The following is a 23,296-nucleotide window of genomic DNA, read 5'->3' as shown; positions in this document are numbered from 1 at the left end:
TGGATTTCAGCTGATGAATAAACATTGCCGTTTCAGAAAAAATAAGGATTGGAGTAAGTTGAATCACATAAATTTTCTTACTTTTAACAATCGAACACGCTCATTTTTTTAAGGATTTTAATTTAATATTTCGGTTATGATGAAGAGATTTTTACTTGTCGGACTTTTTGCTGGTATAACCCATTTTATGGCTTTCTCGCAATCGCACGAACTACGAGTGGGTATTACTTCCGGTGTGTCCAACTTTACGGGATCGGGAGCCGAAGCGAAGAGTATGTTGAATGGATCTACGCAGCAGGACTATTATACCAATAATCCTTATGGAAAAAAATATGGAATCAATATCGGTGGTGCTTTAAACTACCGGTATGTTTTTGCCAACAACCTGATATTAGGTTTGGAAGGCGCCTATGAACGATTGCAGACAAAGATTGATTTGGAAGGCAACGAGTTTATGAATGGAAGCCGTGGTCAAACCCGTCTCAATCAACAATTTATCAATTTTAATCCTTTTGTTGGCTATCGTGTCTTTTTTGAACCGATGACAATGGATATACAGCTGGGTATGGATATTGCCAAAACGTTAAGCATTAAAGAAAATGGTAGCATTGAAGATAAGCAGGGTAATAAAACAAGTTTTGATCGTGACCGCGGCAAGATTATAGATTTGGATCTACGCCCTCGATTGCAGTTTAATGTAAATTATGATCGTTATACCGTATTTGCTGGATATTCATGGGGACTGAAGGATTACAACAGCGGGATGCTTGGCGCTGATCCCGGTACCGCACGATTAAATGTATTCCGCTTGGGTTTACAATATCAGTTATTAACCCCACTATTTAAAAATGACTAAGGGTCGAATAGAAGCATTCAGTGATGGCGTTCTAGCCATCATTATAACGATTATGGTACTTGAATTAAAAGTACCTGAAGGGGTTACTTTTGCAAGCCTCAAGCCTTTATTGCCCAAAATCATCTCTTATATCGTAAGTTTTATGTATGTGGGACTCTATTGGAACAACCACCATCACCTCTTTCAAATCGTTCGGAAAGTAAACGGCAAAGTACTTTGGAGCAATCTCCATTTATTGTTTTGGCTATCCTTAATGCCGGTTACCACCAATTGGATAGGTGAATCCCATTTTGGTCGAGATCCGATTATCGCTTACGGTGTTGTGTTGATTATGTGTTCTATTGCCTACCATATCGTGGAGTATTTTGTGATCCAGATTGAGGGCGAAGATTCTGCATTGAAAAAAGCGGTCAAATCGAAAACAAAAGAAAATATTTCTACCGCACTGTATTTTCTGGGAATAGGTCTGTCTTTTATCAATCCGTATATCAGTTTAGTGCTTTACGGAACGGTTGCTATCATGTGGATTATTCCCGACCGCCGTATTGAGAAAGAAATGCGGAATCAATAGTTTTGCTGATCCAGGACTTTCAGAATGAACTGCGCGCGATCAAATACGGTTGTTTTTGGAACCTCAATAGTTTCATAACCCAGTTTTGTATAGGTCTCTTTCATTATCTTGAAGGTATTTTTGGCCTCTTGCCAAGTTTGTTTCCGCTCGTTGTCATTCGCATAGATCTCTGCCCAAGGTGGTAAGATGAATACCTTTTTATGATAACGCTTCAATCTTGCTTCTCGCAGGCAATCTTCCCCGATTGCAAGACTTTCCATGGCAATATATGCTAATGTATCTGGAATCCCGCGGTCAAAAAACACATAGCGGGTTTGATCTTTACGCAACTGTTCCGAATAACCGCTGCAAGACGCCGCTAGCATGAGCTCGGCATAATGACGCTTATTCTTCCAGGGGAGGCCGTCGCCATTCATTTCCATTTGTTCTCGGATAATCCGCCGGGCATCCTCCGGTACAACACTAAATCCCAGTCGTTGTAATTCCTTTAATAGTGTTGTTTTACCGACACCAGGTCCTCCTGTCAGGACAATAAATTGAGCTGTTTGATCCATAATGTTTAAAAGGTAATAAGTTAGCAGATCATAAGTCCCAAGTTAGTCCAAACTTGGTTTCTCTGCCGAAAAAGGGCTTTGCTGTTTTCAGAAAAGATCAGCTGTATTGCTTGGCAATTTTTTTTTCGGGTTCCACGTAGCACATATACAGGAAAAAAAGAAAAAAATATTCAAGGGGTTTCATCAGGACATAGGTCATATTTGATGCCCTAACAGAATTTATTTTGATCGAGATATTAAACCCATATTTATCATAGCAATATCTAACATAGCGGTGTAATACTGGCGATAGATCGCTTAATATTTCTTCGAATGCATTGGCAATTTGGAGTTGTCTATTGACGATAATGGTGTTACCATGTCTTTTGCCTAATCTCAATGGTTTTACAAGGGCGGGATCTCCTTTGGCTGCAACTGTACAGAGGTAATGTCCCTGATGATCCAAGATGGGAGGGTGCATTTTTTGTGAAAAAGCCCAAGTGGTTGTTTCTGTGAAAACTTTCACCATTGAATCCCGATCCTGCCCCAAAAGGATGAGGATAATTGTTAGTAAGAGAAAGACCGGAACAAGTAAAATAAGCGCCCATGTGGGGTAATTTAGCTTTGCTGAAAGTAGGTTATTGATCTTGTTGAGCGTGGCGTTGGCATAGCTTCTTGTCGAGGCGTAACCCCGTTCTTCAACGATGATTTTACGGATTAATCCTACACCCATGATCAAGCAGCATATTGGTGTGAAAATAAAGTATAAGGTTCCCTCGTTGCCAACATACATATCCAATGTGGACGTATCGTGGTGACTGACCTGAACGAGTACAAACACACTGATCATACTGCCTATCATTAACATAATCAGCATTAGAACAAGAGGAATAGGGGGGATTTTTCGTCCTTTGAGCCAAATCGCTATTGCTGAAATATTAAATGTTAGGAAATAAAACAGAAGCGATAAAATGTGTTTTCCACCGAAGGGAATATAGCAATCACCATCTACAGGATCTACGGCTTGATTATATTGACTTGAGTGGAATAATAGCCCTACTCCGGTTATCATTAACGAAATCAGGTAACCGATGATGATCGCATACTCAACAATTGTTATTTTCCGCTGTTGTTTTTTGACAACAGAACGAAGCAGATATAAAATTCCGAAAAGCGTAAGAATAATAAGAAGAAAAATGAAGATCATAATGGGATGAGCAGTTATAATTCTAAGACGAATATCGTCAAATCATTTTGTTTAATTCAGATGCAAAGCAGTCTTTTTTTGCAGTCTATATGTATAGTTGATTGAAACCAATATTATTGAAGTGTTTAATAGGTTGGAATTCAAGATTTCTTCAACAGTATATCGTTATAGGGCCGAATGTCTAGCAATTATCAGTGTTTAACCTTTGCCGAATAACCGGCTCCAAAAGCTCTTTTTTTTACTGCTTTGCGAACTATCTGTTGTGTCAAAATGTTTAGGGTCGGCATGGATTGTTTCTGTTTTGACATTTGGTAAGATCTCATTTTCAGGAATTCCATGACGATGTTCTATTTCCTGGATCTGTTTTAATGCCGTTGTCTGATATAAAAGTGGGCCTTCTTTGTCGCAGTTAAAGAGGTTGGAGTAACTTTTTGATTCATTCAGATCAAAAGGTTGTGGTTCGACAACTTCTGTTGCTTCCAAAAGACCAAGGTTACGATCTTTGGCATATTGCAGAGCATTGAGGAAAACAGCAATACGGTTATCAGAAAATAGCGTATCTAGTTCAGCCTTGATCGTTGGATTAGTATGGTAGTCTACCAACAATTGCGCAACTTTTTCTGCTGGGATAAAGACACCCGAACAATAGTTTTCTACAAGCCTATTTTCGATATTATTGGTCAGAAATTCATGTTGTACAAATTCATTCCACTGTTTGTAATAGCCGGATAAATGGTCATTTTTGGAGAAGGATAGGGCTCCACCGCGCACATAAAAGTATTTTTCGAAAAAACCTTGGACAACAGCAATGAAAAATCCATGGGTTTTGTCAAAATAATCATTTTTGTCGGTTTCCCGACCCGCATTTAAGGTGTCTTGGTACTTGGTTTTATAGAAGTCTTCTAGTTGGTGAACTGCAGAAACTTCCTCAATCTTTTCAGGATTTTTGAGCAAGTCAAAATACCAAGTTTCTATCTGCTGTTCTGAGATGGGGTGGTAACTAATATCATAACCCATAATGACTGTTTTTAATCGCTTATGTTGTAATTGCTAATATATTAAAAATTAACATTTTGTGCAATATGAATTGCTCAGCTATCGTGCTTTTTTCGCCTAAACAGAAAGGTTGATGACAATTTTATACAGCGATATGGTGGGACAACATGTTTGCCTATTTCATGATAATTAATTACTTTGGTCACAAACAGAATTTTTATATGAAGCACTTACTAGTTATTATTTTTATGTCGGCGAGCTTATTTTTTACAGCCTGTCAATCCCCAAGTCCAGAGACTTTTTTCGGAAAAGTTGTTTTAAACACAAATCTTGTAGCAGATTTTGCTCCTGAACGCTACGGCAAACAGCTCGAGCAGGAGACCGTAGAATTTGCGGATATGCCCTCCAGTAAGAAAGTAGGCGACGAAGCTCAAAAATCTGTTGGAATCAAAATTCAGGTGGTCGAAAAGGCTTTAAAGGATATTAAAGAACTGAATGTTTCCGATGACGATGCAAAAGCGTTGAAAGAGCAGTCTATTGCATTATTTGAAAAAGTGTTGCCTGTTTATAAAAACGAATATACCGCTTATGCAAAGTTATGTGATGGTAAAGGTTCAGCTGAAGAAAAGCAGGCTTTACTCCAGAAGATCGAAAAAAACGATATGCCTTCCATTAACAGTGTGTTTGACAACGTATATGCTTTAGGAAAAGCTTATGCCGAAAAACATAACTTGAACGTTAACTGGGGAAATTAAACCGATGGAGGAAACAAGCTTATATAGAAATAAACGGAAAACAATTCAGCTATTGTCAATTTCGGGAGCTCTATGTTTGTTGCTTTTGGTCATTTTATTGTTCAGTATCGGTTTATTTGATGGAGTATTTAAGGGAAAGCCGACAGTTTTCTCTGCCGGAACACTGCTGATACTCTTAATTTTATTGTTTTCCAGCCTACTGAGTCTTCGGGATAAAACGGCGCAAATTGTTTTAAACGACCGCTATTTTCTTGGAAAGACAACACCAGTATCAAAAGCTTTTGGCCGAGGCGACTGGCAGGATGTTAAAAGCATTGATTTACAAAAAGTCGGTGGTGATACCCTGGTCGTTGTAACACTGGGTCATCCTTCTAAATATAAAGAGCGGCTTTCGTCGCTGTTATGGAAAATGGCTTATCAAGAATCCACGCAAGAATTGTGTATTATGTATTCGTCCTCAACGATTGATTTGGAGCCCTCGGAGCTGTATCAGCTTTTTGTTTCTTATTGGAAAAGGGTAAAAGTAATCGATGTCTAGCAAACAAATTAGGTCATTGCAGACTTTATAGCATCAATCTTCTGTTGAATAATCTCTTTTTCCAATGTTATTTTGGCGAGGTTTTTTGCTTTATTGAAGTTTGCAATGGCTTTGTTTTTATCTAGATCCTGATAAAGTTCCCCGAGGAGGACAAAATAAAAGTGGTTGTCTTCTAGCTGTAAGGTTTTTACTTCGGCCAATGCAGCTTTAGCGCCTTTTACTTTATATAGGGCAAATATTCTATTTAATGCAGCTGCGGGGGAATAATTGACGACTAATAAACGGTCATACCACTGCAGGATTTCGGTCCATTTTTCTGGACTGTCTTCCTTTATACAATGGCATTGCGCAATTTTCGCCTCCAGATGATAAGATGTGAGTTCGTCGCCCAATGCCGCATTCTTCAGAAAATAAAGCCCCTGATGGATGAGTTCTTGATTCCAGCGTTCCTCATCCTGTTGCTCATACAAAATGAAATCACCTTCATTGGTCAGCCTTGCCTCGAAGCGGGAAGAATGGAAACAAATCAGCGCAATGAGCGCATTGGTCTTGGGTGTATTGGTTTTTTCATAAGATGAAAGCATAAGCGCAAGGCGTAACGCTTCAATACAGAGCTCCTTTCGTAAAATTTGATTTTGGGTTTTAGAATAATACCCTTCATTAAATAAGAGGTAAATAATATGGAGTACATTATCGAGGCGTTTGATAATTTCTGTTTCGGAAGGCAGTTCGAGTTCGATTTTTTCTGAACGTAGTTTTTCCTTTGCTCTGAATAGGCGCTTATTGATGGTTTCTTTGTTGGAAAGAAATGCTTCGGCAATTTCTTCTATACCAAAACCACAGAGGATTCTAAGGGCAAGACCAATTTGTGCCTCACTGGCAATTGCTGGCGTGCAGATGGCAAACAGCATTTTTAATTGGCTGTCTTTAATATTTTCCTGCGAGAAACTAAACTCGTCAAAGCTCTCCGCTTCTGGCTCCCGCTGCCGTACTACCGGGATGATTTTATCTGTAAATATTTTATTTCTTCTAAACTGGGCCAAGGTTTTTTGTTTTGCAACCCTGTACAGCCAAGCCGTAGGATTTGCAGGAACGCCTTTGGTCTGCCAGGATTCTGTGGCAACTAAGAACGTTTCGCTGACGATATCTTCCGCTATTTCGATGTACTGGAGGCCAAAACTCTTGCTGATGACAGCGACTATTTTGGTAAATTCTTGCTGGAAAAGCTGTTTTAGAAAATCTGGATCCATAAGTTTAAAATAGGATCGGCTATGTCGGTGTACAGCCGATCCTGTATATTATGATTAGTTGAGCTGTGCACGTATCTCTACACTTCCGTTAAAATCGAGAATAGGACAGCCATGGGCCAATGTTGTGGCTTCGTCAAGATCCTCTGCTGCGACGACAATAAAACCGCCGAGTCTCTCCCGAATTTCCACAAAAGGTCCATCCGTAACGATACCGCCCGGCTTTAATACCTTTCCGGCAGGCTCAAGACGGGAGCCATGATCCTTCAGTTTACCTTGCGTATCGATGTCATGGATCCAGTCGAACCACCTTTTGTTCACAGCTTTTGCTTCTTCTTCTGTCAGTTGACTTTGCTCATTGGCCCCCTGACGAAATAATAAGATGAAATCTTTCATTTTTATGGTTTAATTTATCGTGTAAATATACGTTTCGTATTTATGAGGTTGGCTGTACTTTGTGCTGTCCAACTTTGTAGCTTCCTGCTTGTGTGCGGAAGGAAATATTGATCCTATTGTAGGAATTGATTGCTGTAATGGCCAAGGTCAGGTCAATAAGTTCTTCTTCCGAAAATATTGCAGTTGCTTTTGCATAAACCTCGTCCGATACATCGCCATGTGTAATTTTCGTCACGGCTTCGGCCCATTCCAGTGCAGCACGTTCACGTTCGCTATACAGCGGGGCTTCCCGCCAGGCATCCAATAAGAACAATCGTTGTGGTTGGTCTCCGGTGTCCAGTAGATCTTTTGAATGCATATCCAGACAATAAGCACAGCCATTGATTTGTGATACACGGAAATAAATAAGATGCAAAAGCTCTTGTTCTATCGAGCACTTGCTCAGATATGCACCTATTCCAAACATCGATTTCATGGCGTTTTGCCCTTTTGCGAAAAAATTAATTCGTTGTTCCATTTTTTTATTGTTTTTAGTGTAACTGATTTACACCACAACAATGCTTGAAGTTAAAGAAATTGGACAGCTTGATCTGTAAATTTTATATTTAAATTGTAAGTGCTTGTATTATAGTTTTTTAATTTAAGTATTTCTCTAATAAAATTCTAATAATTTTCTAAAAGATCTCTAACGAATCATGGGGGGAGGAATGTGGACCTTTGCAGGCAAAGGAGGATAAAGAGATGAGTGTTTTTGAATTTACCATACGATTATTTGCTGCATTGCTTTTGGGCGCTGCTGTGGGCGTAGAGCGCCAATGGCGCCAGAAAAATGCGGGACTTCGGACGAATACATTAGTTTCGTTGGGAGCAGCAGCTTTTGTGTTACTTTCCATAGAAATTGGCGGTGATGCTACCGGACGGATCGCTTCTTATGTGGTCAGTGGAATTGGTTTTCTTGGCGCTGGTGTGATTATGAAGGACGGTTTGAATGTGCATGGCCTGAACACGGCAGCGACGATTTGGTGTTCGGCGGCAGTAGGCGCGCTCTCCGGTCTAGGTTTGTATGCCCAAGCATCTGTCGTTGCGCTGGCTATTATTTTTACACACCTGATCTTTCGTCCAATCGGACAAAAAATGGCCTTCTTGACTTTTAATAAATCGGCAGCATCCCAGACCGAATATCTACTGACCATAGGCTGTGGGATAGACATCGAAAATCATATTCGTGTTTTATTGATGCAGATGCTCAGCAGTAACGAAAAGCTATTGTTGTCTTCCCTTTCGAGTGACGATACCCTGGCTACTAACACTGTTGTCATTAGGGCTATTGTTAGAGCCATCGGTCAGCAAGACAGTCTTATCGAACGGATGGCTAGCCGATTGACCATTGAAGAAAGAGTAACAAAAATAAGCTGGGAAATTATTGGTACCGAGTCGGATTTGTAATACGAATTGGATCGGTAATAAGAATGGGGTTTACGGAAATTAACATGAAACGGGCTATAGGGTTATGATTAAAATGAACAATAAAACAACAAGGAATCCATTGCACAATATGATCAGTTCCAATGGAATGAATGTAGGGACTGTGACCAAATTGCAGGGGGTGGCCAGTCAGGATGAAAAACTTGCCTGCGCGATGTTAGAAACGAGCAGAGAAGGGATTACAGATGAAATGGCTGCGGAGCGTCAACAGAAATTTGGTTTAAATGAGGTGAAACATCAAAAGGCCCCAAAGTGGTATGTGCAGCTATTGAAATCTTTTGCTAACCCCTTTATATATATTCTGTTATTGATTGCCACTGTTTCCTTTATTATCGATGTTGGGCTTCCGGAGGTTGGCGAACGGGATTATAAAACAGTTGTTGTGGTGTCCATTATGATTTTGGTCAGTGCACTGCTTCGTTTTGTACAGGAGTATCGAAGTAATGCCGCCGCAGAAAAATTAAAAAGTATGGTGAAAACTACGGCGACAGTATTGCGGAAATTTAAAGGGAAAAGAGAGATTCCTATTGTTGAGCTGGTGCCGGGAGATGTTGTATACCTTTCCGCAGGGGATATGATTCCTGCAGATTGCCGTATTATTCAGAGTAAGGATCTTTTTGTGAGTGAAAGTATGCTGACCGGAGAGGCGCTTCCTGTAGAGAAGAATTATTTGCCGATCCGGGATGCAGGGAATAAATCACCTATTGAACTTTGTAATATTTGTTTTATGGGGACCAATGTCGTTAGCGGATCGGCGACAGCCCTGATTGTAACGACGGGAAGCTATACCTATTTTGGAAGTATCAGCAAATCGATTACTGGCGAACGTCCCGAAACAAGTTTTGATAAGGGGATAAATAAGGTGAGTTTTTTATTGATCCGTTTTATGCTGGTCATGGTTCCGCTGATCTTCTTGATCAATGGATTGATGAAGGATAGCTGGACGGAAGCGCTACTGTTTGCCATTGCTGTTGCTGTAGGTTTAACCCCCGAAATGCTGCCCATGATTGTCACCGCTAACTTGGCAAAGGGCGCTGTCAATATGAGCAAACGTAAAGTCATCGTCAAGCGGCTAAATTCCATCCAAAATATAGGTGCCATGGATATTCTATGCACGGATAAAACAGGAACACTGACATTGGACAAGATCGTCATGGAAAAACATCTGAACGTCTACGGTGTCGAAGATGACGAGGTACTCAAATGGGCCTATCTCAATAGTTTTCATCAGACAGGTCTGAAGAATCTGATGGATAAGGCTGTGCTGGAACATGTCGAATTGCACGATTACCTGAAAGTGGAGGATCAATATTTGAAAATTGACGAGATCCCATTTGATTTTCAGCGGCGACGGATGTCTGTGGTTCTCAAACAGCATAATGGCAAACACCTATTGATCTGTAAAGGGGCCGTAGAGGAAATGCTTGAGTTATGTACACATGCTTTTGATCCGGGAGATGACCGTAGCCTGCATGTCGAAAATGACCGTACAGTACCGATGGACGATACGATGCGTAAAATTGTATTGAAAACATCAAGAAAGATGAACGAGGAGGGATTACGTGTTTTATTGGTTGCTATCCGAGAATTTGAAGGTAGTCACCCGTTGACCTATGCTGTTGCGGATGAAGCGAAAATGACGTTGACCGGATTTATTGGCTTTTTGGATCCGGCCAAACCATCGTCACAGCCTGCGATTGAAGCCTTGCAGAAATTGGGGATTGCGATTAAAGTACTGACTGGAGACAATGAGATTATTACACGCAAAATCTGTCTGGATGTCGGCATTCCGGTGGATCGGATCGTCAATGGAAATGAATTAGATAGCATCACGGACAGCGAGCTAAATCAATGTGTTGATCGGGTGTCGGTATTTGCGAAATTAAGTCCGCTCCAAAAAGTTCGTGTTGTGAAGGCATTAAGGGAAAAGGGGCATACGGTTGGGTTTATGGGCGATGGCATCAATGACGCAGCGGCACTTAAGGAGGCTGATGTCGGTATCAGCGTGGATACGGCTGTCGATATCACCAAGGAAAGCGCAGATATCATTCTTTTGGAAAAGGATCTTATGGTGCTGCGAAAAGGGGTTATTTACGGGCGTCGAACTTTTGGCAATATCATTAAATATATCAAGATGACGGCGAGCAGCAATTTCGGCAATATGTTCAGTATGCTTGGTGCTAGCGCTTTTCTTCCATTTCTTCCAATGCTGCCCGTGCATCTGCTTATTCAGAATCTACTCTATGATATATCGCAGGTAGCTATTCCCTGGGACAGTATGGATGAGGAATTTATTGTCGAGCCAAAGAAATGGGACGCTGGCAGTGTCTCTAAGTTTATGTTATTTATTGGTCCCATAAGTTCACTGTTTGATTTTGCCACTTTTGCAGTATTGTTTTTCGTGTTCAAGGCCAATACCGTATCGGATCAAACACTCTTTCAGACTGGTTGGTTTGTGGAGGGATTGCTTTCACAAACATTGATTATCCATATGATAAGAACCAAGAAAATACCCTTTATTCAAAGCTGGGCTGCAGCGCCGGTTGTGGCGTTGACGAGTTTGATGATGATTATCGGTGTTGTTTTGCCGTTTACACCATTTGCTGCTGCTTTAAAAATGGAGGCACTGCCTCTAACTTATTTTCCATGGCTTATCGGCATTTTGATCTGCTATTGTTTAATGACGCAGTGGGTGAAAAATTGGTTTATTCGGAAATTTCATACCTGGTTATAGTTGTAAATTATTGGAGTAAAATGCTGAAATTCATCAACAATAATGTTAATTTTAGGCAAAATACTCCAATGAAACTTATAACATATACCCTTGCTATCTTTGGATTGGGCCTAATGGCTTCCTGTGGATCGGGAACTCAGGACCGACAATCTACTGTTGATACTGCTGCGAATGAAAAATTTAAATCGTATGAGGACCGCTTTATTCTACAGCTTTGGAAGGAAAATCCGGAATGGGCTACCCAGGTCGGATTCCATCAGTATGATTCCTTGTTGACCATACCTGATGCTGATGCGCAAAAACTACGACTGGAGTTTTCGAAAAGACATTTGGACAGCCTTAAAAATTTTGATCTGAGTACGTTGAATCTTTCTCAGCAAACAGATTATCATCTGATTCAAAACTATCTTGAATCCAATATTTGGGCGATTGAAAAAGAGCGCGCGTATGAGTGGAATCCTTCTTCGTACAATGTTGGTGGGACGATCGCTTTTATGCTTGCCGAGAATTATGCGCCTTTATCGACCAGACTTAAAGCGATATATCATCGGTTGACGAAGATTCCGGCCTACTATGAGGCGGCGAAAGGACAGCTTAAAAATCCGGCCACGGTCTTGACCGATTTGGCCATTCAACAGAATTTGGGTGGTTTATCTGTGTTCGAAAACGATTTACGGGATTCACTTAAAAAATCCGATCTGCCGACATCAGAAAAGGATGCCATCCAGAAGGCTTCACAACAAGCTATTGCGGCGATTAACGGATATGTTCAATTTTTAAAAGTGACACCTAACCCTTCTCCACGAAGTTTTAGACTAGGAAAAGAACTTTATGACAAGAAATTTGATTTCGATATCCAATCGGGTTCAACGGCAGAACAGATTTATCAGGCTGCTCTAGCAAGAAAAAGCTATTTACACAGAGAGATGTATAAAATTAGCAAAGAGCTGTGGCCTAAATATTTTGGAAAATCGTCCTTGCCATCCGATAGTTTGCTTGTCATTCGAAAAATGATCGACACCCTGTCTGTCAAACATGTCAAAGCAGAAGAGTTTCAATCAGCTATCGAAGCACAGATACCGAAGCTGGTTGCATTTGTCAAACAAAAGGATTTATTGTACATCGATGATAGCAAGCCGCTCGTGGTGCGTAAAGAGCCTGCTTATATGGCTGGTGTTGCAGGAGCTTCAATCAGTGCACCTGGTCCATACGATAAAGGCGGAAATACCTATTACAATGTGGGCAGTCTGACCGGTTGGACGAAAGAGGCAACGGAAAGTTACCTTCGGGAGTATAACCATTACATTTTACAGATACTCAATATCCACGAGGCTATTCCAGGTCATTATACCCAATTGGTGTATGCCAACCAATCGCCGAGTCTCATCAAGAGTATTTTAGGAAATGGTGCAATGATTGAGGGCTGGGCTGTCTATACCGAACAAATGATGCTCGAAAATGGTTACGGAGACAATGCTCCAGAAATGTGGTTAATGTGGTACAAATGGCATCTGCGTACTGTTTGCAATGCGATACTCGATTATAGCGTCCATGTGAAAAATATGAGTGAAAAAGACGCCATGCATTTGTTGGTTGATGAAGCGTTTCAACAGCAGGCTGAAGCAGCCGGAAAATGGAAACGTGTGTCGGTGAGCAGCGTGCAGTTGACATCTTACTTTACGGGATATAAAGAAATTTATGATCTTAGGGAAGCTGTGAAGCAAAAAGAAGGAAAACAGTTTAATTTGAAGGCGTTCAATGAAAAATTCCTGAGCTTTGGCAATTCACCGGTGAAGTATATCCGGGAAATGATGTTAAAATAAAAGTAAGAAATCCGATCAATGATAAAGCCACTCCCCTGAGTGGCTTTATTGTTTATCAAAGCTTATTGCTCGATGGCAACATCGGCGGTCACCTTGGCAAATTTGTTTCGATAATCTATTGGTGTAAGGCCAGTAATTTTTCGGAAAATATCTCGAAAGGCTTTTGTATCTGTATAACCTACATCATACATGACCTCAGAGACGTTTTTTCGTGATGCTTCGAAGAACTTTTTTGCAGCTTCGATGCGTACGCGTTGCAGGTATTCAACAGGCGTGTTGTTGGTTGCTTCTTTGAATCTCCGTTCAAATGTTCGCCGCCCAATATTGACATGATTGGCCAGTTCTTCGACTGTAATTTTCTCCTCGTACTTCTTCTCGATATAGTCTTGAGCTTGTTGGATATCCAGATCAGCATGATTACGTTGGCCTCTGAATATGGCGAATTGCGATTGATTATCCCGGCTGATATCCAGTGCAAAATATTTGGCTATGAGTACGGCTGTTTCCCTATCGGCATACTTTTCCACTAAATAGAGGATCAGATTCCATAAACTGCTCGCGCCACCACTGCTGTAGATATTTTCATGTTCAGTGATCACGGCACCATCTTCAATTTCAATGTGGGGGTATTTTTCCTTGAACTCTTCGATATGTGCCCAGTGTGTCGAACATTTTTTCCCATCTAAAAGACCGGTCTCAGCGAGCAGGAAAGCACCCACACATAGACTGGCAAGACTAGCCCCTTTGTGGTACAGTTTTGTGAAATAAGGGATGGCTTCGGCATTATCACGTATTCCTTTTTCTATGTTGCCAAAAATAGGCGGTATAATAAGCAGATCTGTTTTCTGAACGTCCTGTAGTAGTCGGTTTGTCTTGATGGTATACTCCCCGCTATTGGCCGGGACGTAAGTCGTTAAACCTACATATTCGACTTCAAAAATAGGCTGTTTTCCAAAGGCCGTTAGAAATTCATTGGCCGTATGAAAGGTTCTGAACGCAGGGGTAATACCTTCGATAGTGCCGTATTCGGGAACAAAAACAGAGATTTGCATATCATTTTTGGTTTATGATATAAAGGTACAAATAGTTTTTGTCGTAATCTACCCCTAAAGTTGTCGTCTTTGCAACAGCCGCAATGTTGTGATCCTTTGCATCTTTGTTATATCAATATAAACAATAGAAAAACAATGAAAAGACAGACAAAAATTACAGTTGAAGCCGCGATTAACGCTCCTGTAGAAAAAGTATGGAAACTTTGGAACAATCCTGTGGATATCATGCAATGGAATACGGCAGATCCGAGCTGGCACTGCCCAAGTAGTGAAAATGACCTTCGTGTAGATGGAACTTTTAAAAATAGAATGGAGGCGAAAGACGGAAGCTTTGGGTTTGACTTCGAAGGAACCTACCATACAGTAAATCTATATCGCGAAATTGCTTATACCATGGCTGATGGAAGAACTGTAAACACGTTTTTCTCGGAAACGGAAGGGCAAACTAACGTAACTACAGTATTTGAAGCGGAACAGGAAAATGATCCTGAATTGCAAAAATCGGGTTGGGAGGCTATTCTGAATAACTTCGTAAACTACGTAGAATCTGCGAATTAATATTTCCTGACTTCAAGGTGAATCAGAACTGAAATTATACACTTACACAAACGACTTATACAATGAAAAAAAACAAAATTGCTTTTTGGATAGCAACGGTATTTATAGTTCTCTGGGAAGGACTAATGCCACTTGGAACACTATTATTTGCTCCTCAATATATCAATGCGGGCACAAAACCGTTGGGATACCCCGACTATTTTGCCTATGCATTAATCATCTGTAAGGTGTTGGGCGTTATTGCAATTGCTGTACCACAGGTTCCAGGTAAATTAAAAGAATGGGCTTATGCTGGATTGACATTTAACTTGATATTTGCTTTTATCAGTCATGCCTGTGTTGACAAAAATGCTGCATTTATGGCCATGCCTATTGTGATATTGGCGGTACTCGCTGTTTCTTACGTCTATCAGGGTAGAATAGCCCGCTTGAGCAGCAAAGATATGAGCAACACAGGAACGTATCATCAGACCTCAGTTGTTTAAGGCCTTATTAGATTGGATTGTCCTAAAATAATGCCTAATAAAAAAAGTAAAACAAAAAACCAGCAGTAGTAATTTATTTATAAACGATATAGCTATGAAAACGAATCATGTTTCTTTACATCGAATTATTCAGGCGAGCCCTGAAAAAGTGTTCCGTGCTTTTGCAGACCCGATAGCACATGCCAGCTGGCTTCCTCCTTATGGTTTTCTATGTACCGTACAACACATGGAATTTAAAGTCGGGGGAAGTTTCAAAATGACTTTCACCAATTTTAGTACAGGTCATAGTCATTCCTTCGGTGGTGAGTATCTAGAGATTGAACCAAATGGTTTTATCAAGTACGTGGACCGCTTTGATGACCCTAATTTACCAGGTGAAATGACTACGACTGTTTCTTTGCGTAAAGTGATCTGTGGCACTGAACTTCAGATTGAACAGACCGGAATTCCCGAGATTATTCCCGCGGAGATGTGTTATCTTGGCTGGCAAGAATCTTTGGAAAAAATGAAAAAGCTTGTGGAACCTGAAATACCGGACGCTTAATCAATTTAAATTATGCTAGTTGAGCAGATGGAACGCTTGCAAAGCGGAATATTCATTACATTCTCAGGAAACTGTAGGGCAGCACTTACCTTTTACCAGACCTGTTTCGGGGGCACTTTACATTTCGAGATGTTCGAAGAACCCCTTCAAGGCTATGTTGAAACTCCTGTGGTGAGTGCCGCTCTTATTTCCGAACGCATTGTCATCTATGGCTCCGATCTCGTACACAATGAAGGTCGGAAAGTGGGAAACTATGTAGCTGTATTTGTTCCCTGTCAGGACAATGCTGATCGCGAGGAATTAATCGGAAAACTTACATCCCAAAGGATCAAAAATAAATCTGGTGATACAGCACATAAATTTATTGAGGTAACTGATTTGTTCAATGTACGCTGGGTTTTGGGAATTTAGTTTCCTCTTTCAAATAGTTGCTTTTTCTATTAAAAAAAAGCAAATTGTACTAAAATCAGTGTTATGATCTTTGTAGAAAATGAGTTTGTGCCATTAATCCGGAGGTCTATGTGACAGATCCTATTTTTGCCTACTTAGGGGACAAACTCTCAGCACTGGGGATGCAGGTTGAATACGTTGATTTTCAGGTCAGCCGTAGCTTTAGGGGGTCTTTTCGTTGTAGTACCCAGCCATTATTGCGGAGTTTCCAGTAGACTTCTTCATTCTTTCTGATCCCTATCCAGATTTTTTGGTCCTGCTGGAGACGCACTTTTTCCAATGGATAGTTAACTAGTAAAATGCTGTTGCTTTGTCCATAGTCCTGTCTACAACGAGCCTTTTATTTTCGTTTGTTTTTAACTTTTACTATATTGATGTAACATATCATTGTTTCGGTATACTAACATATTATTAACAGTTAAAGTAAATTATGAATTTATCAATAGAGACCCTTAGTAAGACCTATTCTAATGGGGTAAAAGCTTTAGATGGCGTAAACTTAGAAATCAAGCCTGGGATGTTTGGTCTACTGGGGCCAAATGGTGCAGGCAAATCTTCTTTAATGCGGACGATTGCGACGCTTCAGAAACCCGACAGTGGGCGTATTACTTTTGGTGATATTGATGTACTCAAAAATCAGCTTGATTTGCGGAAAGTTTTGGGTTATTTACCACAGGAATTTGGTGTTTATCCCAATCTGTCGGCATCAGACCTGCTGCAATATTTTGCAAAATTGAAAGGAATTAAATCTAAAGCGGATCGGGATGCCATTATCAATCGTGTTCTTGAGGTAACCAATCTTTGGGACGTGCGCAATAAAAGTGTAAGTGGTTATTCGGGCGGTATGAAGCAACGTTTTGGTATAGCGCAATTGTTGCTGAATGATCCTAAGTTAATCATTGTTGATGAACCGACCGCAGGGCTTGACCCAGCGGAAAGACATCGTTTTTTAAATGTGCTACGCGAGATAGGTACCGATCATACCGTTATTTTTTCCACGCATATCGTGGATGATGTGCGTGAACTCTGCCATGAGTTGGCCATTCTGAATGGAGGAAAGATCCTTTTGAGGGGCACTCCAAAAGAATCTATTGATCAATTGGAAGGTAAAATCTGGGTACGTATCATCAGTCGGGATCAATTGGATGAGTATACACAAAAATATAACGTTATTTCAACCAATTACAATCAGGACAACACGCTCAATATTCGGGTGTACAGCGATGAGCGTCCTGATGAATCATTTGTGAACGCTCAAGGTCAATTGGAGGATGTCTATTTTGTAGCGCTAAAAAATGATCAACGCCATGTTTAAAGCCATTTTTAATTTTGAGTTTGCGCGTTGGTTTAAGAGTTCTGCCGTCTACATCTATATGGCACTCTTCTTTGCGCTTTCGCTGTTCATTATGCTGTCTTCGCTTGGTATTTTTGATGGTATAACGGCCACGACTTCGTCCAACACCATGATGAATTCTCCTTGGGCGATTAACGGCATGGTCAATGGCATGTCGACTATTATCTATTTTTTGATACCGTCCATCGTTGGAGCCTGCGTCTACCGGGATTTTCAATATCAGGTGCATACGATACTTTTCAGTTACCCTTTCTCAAAAACGGATTATCTACTCGGTAAATTCTTTGGATCGGTGGCTGTTGTATTGGTTATTGTATTTGCTTCAACCCTGGGGATTATCGTTGCACAATTTGTACCAGGCATCAATCAATCCCTTTTGGGGCCGATTCAGGTTGGGGCTTATTTACAAACCTATCTTGTGCAGGTTATCCCTAATCTCATTATTTTTAGTGCAATTATCTTTGTGCTGGTAACATTGACACGAAACGTATACGTTGGTTTTGTTGCGGTGCTGATTCTTATTATTCTTCAGGTGCTGGTTCAGAATCTGGCAAACAACATGGACAACCGTTTCGTAGGGGCATTAATCGATCCTTTTGGGGATAGTGCCATCTCGTATTATACACAATACTGGTCTCCTGAAGAGAAGAATGTAAACAATCTGCCATTTACTGGAGCTGTTATTTATAACCGGTTAATATGGCTTGCGGTCGCAGCCCTATTCATTGGCGGGTTTTATGTGTTGTTTTCTTTTTCACAACATTCGATTTCCTTTAAATCGTCGAAAAAAGGAGCCCGTTTAACCAAAAATAACTTTGATAGTGTCTTCAAAATCAATCTACCTAAAGTAAATTATGATTTTTCGACATTTCATTATTTAAGAACAATGTGGATGATGGCACGGTATGACTACCGATATATTGTCAAAAATCCGGTGTTTTTAATATTGACTTTGGTAGGGGTATTGTTCATTATCTTAATGGCAAGTACCATTGGTTCGATATTCGGAACGTCGACCTATCCCGTGACCTGGAAAATGCTGATGATCCCGGGGACTACATTTAAATTTTTCCTGCTGATTCTCACTTTTCTTTTTACGGGACTTCTTGTGCATCGTGGAAGTATTACTCGGATGGGAGGACTACTGGATACCACAGCGGTACCCAACTGGGCTTTTATGGGATCGAAGGTTCTCGCAATTCTTTTGATGCAATTAACCTTGCTGGCCGTTGTGATTGTGACCTGCATGGGCTTCCAAATATACTATCGATATTATAATTTTGAAATCGGACAATATGTGATGCACCTGATGGTATACGGTATGCTGTCAAACTTGGTGTGGCTCTTCATTTCGCTTTTTGTCCATACGCTTTTCAAGAATTACCTGGCTGGATTTTTTGTGTTGTTGACCCTCTTTATTGGATTACCTTTTTTATCCATGGTCGGTGTAGAACAGGAAATCTATCAGTTTAACCAGGGACCGGATCTCGATTACTCGGATATGGATGGATTTGGTTACGTTCTACCGTTTTTAACCTATCGGGTTTATTGGCTACTTTTTGCGGTGTTCTTTGCTGTTATAGCCCTGCTATTGTGGCGGAGAGGTAGTTTTTCAGGAGTTAGCGAGCGTTGGCGTATTTTTAAGACGAACTTGGGGCCGGTAACAACGGCGATACTCATTTTTGCCTTTGCGGGCTTTATCGGCATCGGTGCTGCAATCTATTACGAAAATCATGTTAAAAATCCCTATTATACCAGTTTAGATCATGAAAAGCAGGCTGTGGAATGGGAGAAGAAATATAAAAAGTACCAATACGGGCCGCAGCCCCGTGTCGTGGATGTCAAGTTTAATTTAGATATTTTTCCCGATAAGCGTAGTTTTAAAGCGAATGCGGCCTATGTGCTAAAAAACAAGACGAATACGCCTATAGATTCCATTTTCGTCAATTATAATGATTACGATTATACCTTTTCTTTAAGTGTGCCGAATAAATTGATATCGGCCGACGATAAATATAATTTCAATATTTATAAACTCGAAAAGCCTATGGCTCCGGGCGATTCTATTGTATTGAAATTTAGCACGGCTAGTCCGGCCAACACCTGGATAAATGAAAAGTCTCCTGTGAAGGGCAATGGCACTTTTATCAACAATATGCTTTTTCCGAATATAGGCTATCTTGACCGTGGCGAGCTGGTAGATAATGATATTCGAAAGAAATACGGACTGCCACACCGGGATAGAATGGCTCCACAGACTGACAAAAGGGCCCTTCAGAATAACTATATATCTAATGATGCCGATTGGATCCGTTTTGAAGCTACGGTTAGCACAGCCAAAAATCAGTTGGCTATTGCTCCAGGCTATCTCACAAAAGAATGGGAAAAAGATGGTCGTAAGTACTATCAGTATAAGATGGATTCGGAAATCCTGAACTTTTTTGCTTTTAATTCTGCCGAATATGAAGTCAAAAAAGATAAGTGGAACGGGGTTAATTTAGAGATCTATTACCATAAGGGGCATACCTATAACCTCGATCGCATGATGGCTTCCAGTAAAGCTTCTTTGGCTTACTATACGAAAGAATATAGTGCTTACCCGCATCGACAATTACGTATTATTGAATTTCCGCGCACAGCAGGAACTTTCGCACAGTCCTTTGCCAATACTATTCCTTTTTCCGAAGCGATCGGCTTTATTGCTGATGTCAATGAGAAAAAGGAAGATGCAGTCGATTATCCCTACGCGGTAACAGCCCATGAAATTGCACATCAGTGGTGGGCACATCAAGTGGTAGGAGCCAATGTGCAGGGGGCGACATTGATGTCCGAAAGTATGTCGGAATATTCATCGCTAAAGGTTTTGGAAAGAAGATATGGGAAAGGGCAGATGCGTAAGTTTCTCAAAGATGCGCTCGATGGCTATTTACAAGGGCGAAGTGCCGAAAAACTCGGTGAAAAGCCGTTGATGTATAATGAAAATCAAATGTATATTCATTACCAAAAGGGATCCTTGGTACTGTATGCCTTGAGCGATTATCTGGGCGAGGATCTTTTTTACCGGACAGCTCAATCTTATTTACAACGTACAGCGTTTCAAAACCCACCGTATACAACGTCGTCGGAGTTTGTGGATAGTTTTAGACAGGCGACTCCAGATTCCTTACGTTACCTGATTAAAGATATGTTTGAAACGATCACCCTATATAACAACAAAATAGAAAAAGTAAGTTCTAAGAAACTTAAGAATGGTAAATATCAGGTTGATATCCAATTTGAAGTTTCTAAATACCGCGTAGATGGCAATGGGAAAAAGAGTTACAATGACGAAGGTGGACAGCCACTGTCCTTTAAGAAATCAGATCGTGTGACCCTGAAATCATTGCCATTGGCAGACTATATTGAAGTCGGCGTTTTCTCGGATAAGAAAAGCAAAGACGGTAATAAACGTCAGGAGCTTTATCTAAAAAAGCATAAAATCGATCGAATCAACAATACGATGACGCTAGTTGTTGATCAAAAACCCCAACAGGTCGGCATAGACCCTTACAATAAATTGATCGATATTGAATCGGACGATAATCGAAAGGAGATATAGGGAAACCCCGATAATAAAAAATCCTCATCGCATGATGAGGATTTTTTGTGCTCCCACCTGGGCTCGAACCAGGGACCAAAAGATTATGAGTCTGATGGTCATATATCTTGGAAATGGTTGAAAAATGCCATTTCTGCTTTACAGAAGCAATATATGAACAATTTTTGAAACTGCAAAATTTTGCTTCGTTACGTATTTGTAACGGTTTTTAAATAAATTCCGGCTGTAAATAATGACATATCAATTGTGTCTTCTATATTTCACTCTACGGTTGTCAAAGGCTTTCATTTTGCCTTCCAAAATATTTACGATGTGATTATTAATAATTTTATTTTCGATGGCTCCAGCATCAAATGATATAGTATAGTCGTTTTCTTTGTCTATATCCATAAAAATAATCTGTTCAGCATCTGACACTATCGCAAGATTTGGATTGTGAGTGACCATAATAATTTGTCTAAACTTTTTCGCTCTCTTAATATAGGGAACCAATATTTCCGCCACACTTTGATTATCAAGGTTGTCCTCTGGTTGGTCAATAATAAGAGGTTTGTTGTCTTTATCTAAGACAAGGTAAAACACCAAAAGTAACCCCCCTTTTTCACCGGGTGAAAGCTGATTTAATCCCTTATTATTTAATCGAAGATCATACTCTGGCTTTAAATAATCTAAAGAACATAAAAAATTATAGAAATCCCCTTGACGTCCTTCCTTTATGAAGATTTTACTACTCAACAATTCATTTATAAAGCTTGTTATATCTTCAATTCCATTTAAATTGTATCTGTTGATTAGGTTTTTAAGATGCTCGTCACCATTTTGGTAGAAATCGCCATATCTGTTTACGAATTCGAAGAATTTAACATTGAATAGTTTATCCAATTTAAAAGACGTTTCAATGGTAATATTTTGTCCGTCCGCAAATTCCTTCAAAACGTCGGTAATCGCACCTTTCATTTTATTATAGATCACTTGTATCTTTTGTTTAAGACCAAATATGATAGATATAGCACTATTTCGCTTTGCTATTTCATTCTCCAATTCCGTATTCAGTGACTTATCCAAATATTCTAATTCAGCAATAAAGAACGAAAGAGTGCCGGGTGTAAATTCATCTCCTAATACCTCTTTCTCCTTTGACTCGAAGTCTTTAATCTGATTAAGATAGTCTTGATATTCTCGATAGGGTTTCTCCAGCTCTACGCCAATTTGAGTTCTATTGGCAACATGTTCATTTAATTGGATTGTAAGGCTAATTTCCTTTCCATTTACAATTGTAGAAGCAGGAGATATAAGTCCTTCGTTGTTTTGAATTTTTTCTGCAAGAACGTCGACTTTTTGTTGGATAATAGAAGTATCTATAGTAAGTAGCAACGTCTTGTCAATATCTATCTGATATTGATTAAAAATATCTTTTTTCTCATTCTTCCAATTTTCAAAATATTGCTTTTGATATAAAACTTCTTGCAACAATGAGTTTAAATTGGAATGGGATATTTTTTGTTTTCTTAAATCGTCTTGAACAGACTTAATTTCTGCTTCGAGTCGATTTATTTCTACTCCTATATTCGCAAGACTTTCAAGTTTTTCTTTTTGTTCCGCAGTTAGGTTTGGATCGTTTTCGGGATTCTGAACAACGGATAATTTTTCCCTTTCTTTTTTTAAATTATCCAAATCTATCTGTTTCGATTTTCTATTGTTTTCGAGGCCAGTTTTATATTCGGGTTTTTTCTTTTCCTCTAATATAAGAATGTTTTTATTTAAAAGGTTTAGTTTACCGATTTCTGATTCTATCTGTTGATTTATTAACTCAGAGCTGTATTTTTCTAAATCATCAAAACTTTTTCTACCAAGTTTGTCAGAATCATCTAAACGAGAGAAAACAACTTTATTAATTTCATCTTTGAATTTAGTTTCCTCGTCATTACATAGTTTTTCAAGATATGCTTGCGGGATGTATTTTACTCGCTCAATATCTGAAAAATCTACAGTATCATTTAATTTTTTTGAGTTGACTGGATATTACGGTTCGAATAGTGCCAGTCATTTTGGTCGGATGATGCCACTTATTTCGGTTCAATTTGTGCCAATTTAGTTTGAAATAGCATAGTTTG

Annotated in this window: 21 protein-coding genes and 1 tRNA gene; 13 read left to right on the top strand and 9 right to left on the bottom strand. The window is 39.8% G+C overall.

Annotated elements, in window-relative coordinates; genetic code table 11:
* Positions 1-136: 136 nt before the first annotated feature.
* Positions 137-856 carry an outer membrane beta-barrel protein gene (locus tag BGP15_RS00370; RefSeq protein ID WP_146753117.1) on the top strand — a complete coding sequence of 240 codons (720 nt, stop codon included), beginning with the start codon at positions 137-139 and terminating at the stop codon, positions 854-856.
* A complete protein-coding gene (locus BGP15_RS00365; RefSeq protein ID WP_046672115.1) occupies positions 849-1,427 on the top strand; it encodes a TMEM175 family protein in 579 nt (192 codons plus the stop codon). Before BGP15_RS00370 ends, BGP15_RS00365 begins: the two co-directional genes overlap by 8 nt.
* Here the strand turns inward: BGP15_RS00365 and BGP15_RS00360 are convergent.
* From BGP15_RS00360 to BGP15_RS00350, 3 genes are all read right to left on the bottom strand, one after another.
* On the bottom strand, positions 1,421-1,981 hold the full coding sequence (locus BGP15_RS00360; protein WP_286768391.1) for an AAA family ATPase: 561 nt from the start codon (positions 1,979-1,981) through the stop codon (positions 1,421-1,423). The genes BGP15_RS00365 and BGP15_RS00360 overlap by 7 nt on opposite strands.
* 97 nt (positions 1,982-2,078) lie before the next feature.
* Positions 2,079-3,167 carry a DUF6688 domain-containing protein gene (locus BGP15_RS00355; protein WP_053003510.1) on the bottom strand — a complete coding sequence of 363 codons (1,089 nt, stop codon included), beginning with the start codon at positions 3,165-3,167 and terminating at the stop codon, positions 2,079-2,081.
* 198 nt (positions 3,168-3,365) lie between these two features.
* The gene (locus BGP15_RS00350; protein ID WP_286768390.1) at positions 3,366-4,184 is read right to left on the bottom strand and encodes a hypothetical protein; all 819 of its coding nucleotides are present in this window, start codon (positions 4,182-4,184) and stop codon (positions 3,366-3,368) included.
* Positions 4,185-4,384: 200 nt separating this feature from the next.
* Here BGP15_RS00350 and BGP15_RS00345 point away from each other — a divergent pair, with 200 nt between their 5' ends.
* Together BGP15_RS00345 and BGP15_RS00340 are read left to right on the top strand one after the other, a co-directional pair.
* Entirely contained in the window at positions 4,385-4,918 is a 534-nt protein-coding gene (locus BGP15_RS00345) for a hypothetical protein (RefSeq protein WP_286768389.1), read from the top strand.
* 4 nt (positions 4,919-4,922) lie between these two features.
* Complete coding sequence (locus BGP15_RS00340) at positions 4,923-5,456, top strand: STM3941 family protein (protein ID WP_286768388.1); 534 nt, start codon at positions 4,923-4,925, stop codon at positions 5,454-5,456.
* 8 nt (positions 5,457-5,464) lie between these two features.
* Here the strand turns inward: BGP15_RS00340 and BGP15_RS00335 are convergent, their stop codons facing one another.
* From BGP15_RS00335 to BGP15_RS00325, 3 genes are read right to left on the bottom strand one after another with little or no spacing between them, the layout of a single operon-like run.
* Positions 5,465-6,706 carry an RNA polymerase sigma factor gene (locus tag BGP15_RS00335; RefSeq protein WP_286768387.1) on the bottom strand — a complete coding sequence of 414 codons (1,242 nt, stop codon included), beginning with the start codon at positions 6,704-6,706 and terminating at the stop codon, positions 5,465-5,467.
* Between the two features lie 54 nt (positions 6,707-6,760).
* On the bottom strand, positions 6,761-7,099 hold the full coding sequence (locus BGP15_RS00330) for a YciI family protein (RefSeq protein ID WP_286768386.1): 339 nt from the start codon (positions 7,097-7,099) through the stop codon (positions 6,761-6,763).
* 40 nt (positions 7,100-7,139) lie between these two features.
* Complete coding sequence (locus BGP15_RS00325) at positions 7,140-7,616, bottom strand: carboxymuconolactone decarboxylase family protein (protein WP_286768385.1); 477 nt, start codon at positions 7,614-7,616, stop codon at positions 7,140-7,142.
* A gap of 224 nt (positions 7,617-7,840) precedes the next feature.
* On the opposite strand from BGP15_RS00325, the gene BGP15_RS00320 reads away from it, so the two are divergent.
* The 3 genes from BGP15_RS00320 (at position 7,841) to BGP15_RS00310 (ending at position 13,141) form a co-directional block, all read left to right on the top strand.
* Complete coding sequence (locus BGP15_RS00320; RefSeq protein ID WP_286768384.1) at positions 7,841-8,545, top strand: MgtC/SapB family protein; 705 nt, start codon at positions 7,841-7,843, stop codon at positions 8,543-8,545.
* 73 nt (positions 8,546-8,618) lie between these two features.
* A complete protein-coding gene (gene mgtA / locus BGP15_RS00315) occupies positions 8,619-11,318 on the top strand; it encodes a magnesium-translocating P-type ATPase (RefSeq protein WP_286768383.1) in 2,700 nt (899 codons plus the stop codon).
* 68 nt (positions 11,319-11,386) lie between these two features.
* Complete coding sequence (locus BGP15_RS00310; RefSeq protein WP_286753249.1) at positions 11,387-13,141, top strand: DUF885 domain-containing protein; 1,755 nt, start codon at positions 11,387-11,389, stop codon at positions 13,139-13,141.
* Between the two features lie 62 nt (positions 13,142-13,203).
* On the opposite strand, the gene BGP15_RS00305 is transcribed toward BGP15_RS00310, so the two are convergent.
* The gene (locus BGP15_RS00305) at positions 13,204-14,193 is read right to left on the bottom strand and encodes a GlxA family transcriptional regulator (protein ID WP_046672125.1); all 990 of its coding nucleotides are present in this window, start codon (positions 14,191-14,193) and stop codon (positions 13,204-13,206) included.
* 135 nt (positions 14,194-14,328) lie between these two features.
* On the opposite strand from BGP15_RS00305, the gene BGP15_RS00300 reads away from it, so the two are divergent.
* From BGP15_RS00300 to BGP15_RS00275, 6 genes are all read left to right on the top strand, one after another.
* Entirely contained in the window at positions 14,329-14,751 is a 423-nt protein-coding gene (locus BGP15_RS00300) for an SRPBCC domain-containing protein (protein ID WP_286768382.1), read from the top strand.
* A 62-nt stretch (positions 14,752-14,813) separates the two neighbouring features.
* Positions 14,814-15,236: a DoxX family protein gene (locus BGP15_RS00295; RefSeq protein WP_286753250.1), complete on the top strand. Its 423-nt coding sequence runs from the start codon at positions 14,814-14,816 to the stop codon at positions 15,234-15,236.
* A gap of 94 nt (positions 15,237-15,330) precedes the next feature.
* Positions 15,331-15,780: an SRPBCC family protein gene (locus tag BGP15_RS00290; RefSeq protein WP_046672128.1), complete on the top strand. Its 450-nt coding sequence runs from the start codon at positions 15,331-15,333 to the stop codon at positions 15,778-15,780.
* A 12-nt stretch (positions 15,781-15,792) separates the two neighbouring features.
* Positions 15,793-16,191 (top strand): VOC family protein, encoded by a 399-nt coding sequence (locus BGP15_RS00285; RefSeq protein WP_112375658.1) that lies wholly within the window; start codon positions 15,793-15,795, stop codon positions 16,189-16,191.
* A 469-nt stretch (positions 16,192-16,660) separates the two neighbouring features.
* Positions 16,661-17,545: an ABC transporter ATP-binding protein gene (locus BGP15_RS00280; protein ID WP_286768381.1), complete on the top strand. Its 885-nt coding sequence runs from the start codon at positions 16,661-16,663 to the stop codon at positions 17,543-17,545.
* Positions 17,538-21,182 carry a M1 family aminopeptidase gene (locus BGP15_RS00275; protein WP_286768380.1) on the top strand — a complete coding sequence of 1,215 codons (3,645 nt, stop codon included), beginning with the start codon at positions 17,538-17,540 and terminating at the stop codon, positions 21,180-21,182. Before BGP15_RS00280 ends, BGP15_RS00275 begins: the two co-directional genes overlap by 8 nt.
* 48 nt (positions 21,183-21,230) lie before the next feature.
* Here BGP15_RS00275 and BGP15_RS00270 read toward each other — a convergent pair.
* Together BGP15_RS00270 and BGP15_RS00265 are read right to left on the bottom strand one after the other, a co-directional pair.
* Positions 21,231-21,330: transfer RNA gene (locus BGP15_RS00270), tRNA-OTHER, on the bottom strand.
* A gap of 92 nt (positions 21,331-21,422) precedes the next feature.
* Entirely contained in the window at positions 21,423-22,856 is a 1,434-nt protein-coding gene (locus BGP15_RS00265) for an ATP-binding cassette domain-containing protein (protein ID WP_286768379.1), read from the bottom strand.
* Between the last annotated feature and the right edge of the window lie 440 nt (positions 22,857-23,296).

Origin of the sequence: Sphingobacterium sp. 40-24 (genome assembly GCF_001899705.1) — a bacterium.
GTDB lineage: Bacteria > Bacteroidota > Bacteroidia > Sphingobacteriales > Sphingobacteriaceae > Sphingobacterium > Sphingobacterium multivorum.
Note: the sequence above shows the minus strand (reverse complement) of the source record. Positions and strands in the feature narration are given on the sequence as shown.

Bases quoted from the DNA above. Each gene is read 5' to 3' on its own strand.
- BGP15_RS00300 (WP_286768382.1), top strand. From the start codon at position 14,329: ATGAAAAGACAGACAAAAATTACAGTTGAAGCCGCGATTAACGCTCCT.
- BGP15_RS00290 (WP_046672128.1), top strand. From the start codon at position 15,331: ATGAAAACGAATCATGTTTCTTTACATCGAATTATTCAGGCGAGCCCT.
- BGP15_RS00340 (WP_286768388.1), top strand. From the start codon at position 4,923: ATGGAGGAAACAAGCTTATATAGAAATAAACGGAAAACAATTCAGCTA.
- BGP15_RS00350 (WP_286768390.1), bottom strand. From the start codon at position 4,184: ATGGGTTATGATATTAGTTACCACCCCATCTCAGAACAGCAGATAGAA.
- BGP15_RS00320 (WP_286768384.1), top strand. From the start codon at position 7,841: ATGAGTGTTTTTGAATTTACCATACGATTATTTGCTGCATTGCTTTTG.
- BGP15_RS00310 (WP_286753249.1), top strand. From the start codon at position 11,387: ATGAAACTTATAACATATACCCTTGCTATCTTTGGATTGGGCCTAATG.
- BGP15_RS00305 (WP_046672125.1), bottom strand. From the start codon at position 14,193: ATGCAAATCTCTGTTTTTGTTCCCGAATACGGCACTATCGAAGGTATT.
- BGP15_RS00325 (WP_286768385.1), bottom strand. From the start codon at position 7,616: ATGGAACAACGAATTAATTTTTTCGCAAAAGGGCAAAACGCCATGAAA.
- BGP15_RS00365 (WP_046672115.1), top strand. From the start codon at position 849: ATGACTAAGGGTCGAATAGAAGCATTCAGTGATGGCGTTCTAGCCATC.
- BGP15_RS00330 (WP_286768386.1), bottom strand. From the start codon at position 7,099: ATGAAAGATTTCATCTTATTATTTCGTCAGGGGGCCAATGAGCAAAGT.
- BGP15_RS00370 (WP_146753117.1), top strand. From the start codon at position 137: ATGATGAAGAGATTTTTACTTGTCGGACTTTTTGCTGGTATAACCCAT.
- BGP15_RS00295 (WP_286753250.1), top strand. From the start codon at position 14,814: ATGAAAAAAAACAAAATTGCTTTTTGGATAGCAACGGTATTTATAGTT.
- BGP15_RS00345 (WP_286768389.1), top strand. From the start codon at position 4,385: ATGAAGCACTTACTAGTTATTATTTTTATGTCGGCGAGCTTATTTTTT.
- BGP15_RS00280 (WP_286768381.1), top strand. From the start codon at position 16,661: ATGAATTTATCAATAGAGACCCTTAGTAAGACCTATTCTAATGGGGTA.
- BGP15_RS00285 (WP_112375658.1), top strand. From the start codon at position 15,793: ATGCTAGTTGAGCAGATGGAACGCTTGCAAAGCGGAATATTCATTACA.
- BGP15_RS00360 (WP_286768391.1), bottom strand. From the start codon at position 1,981: ATGGATCAAACAGCTCAATTTATTGTCCTGACAGGAGGACCTGGTGTC.
- BGP15_RS00355 (WP_053003510.1), bottom strand. From the start codon at position 3,167: ATGATCTTCATTTTTCTTCTTATTATTCTTACGCTTTTCGGAATTTTA.
- mgtA (WP_286768383.1), top strand. From the start codon at position 8,619: ATGAACAATAAAACAACAAGGAATCCATTGCACAATATGATCAGTTCC.
- BGP15_RS00335 (WP_286768387.1), bottom strand. From the start codon at position 6,706: ATGGATCCAGATTTTCTAAAACAGCTTTTCCAGCAAGAATTTACCAAA.
- BGP15_RS00275 (WP_286768380.1), top strand. From the start codon at position 17,538: ATGTTTAAAGCCATTTTTAATTTTGAGTTTGCGCGTTGGTTTAAGAGT.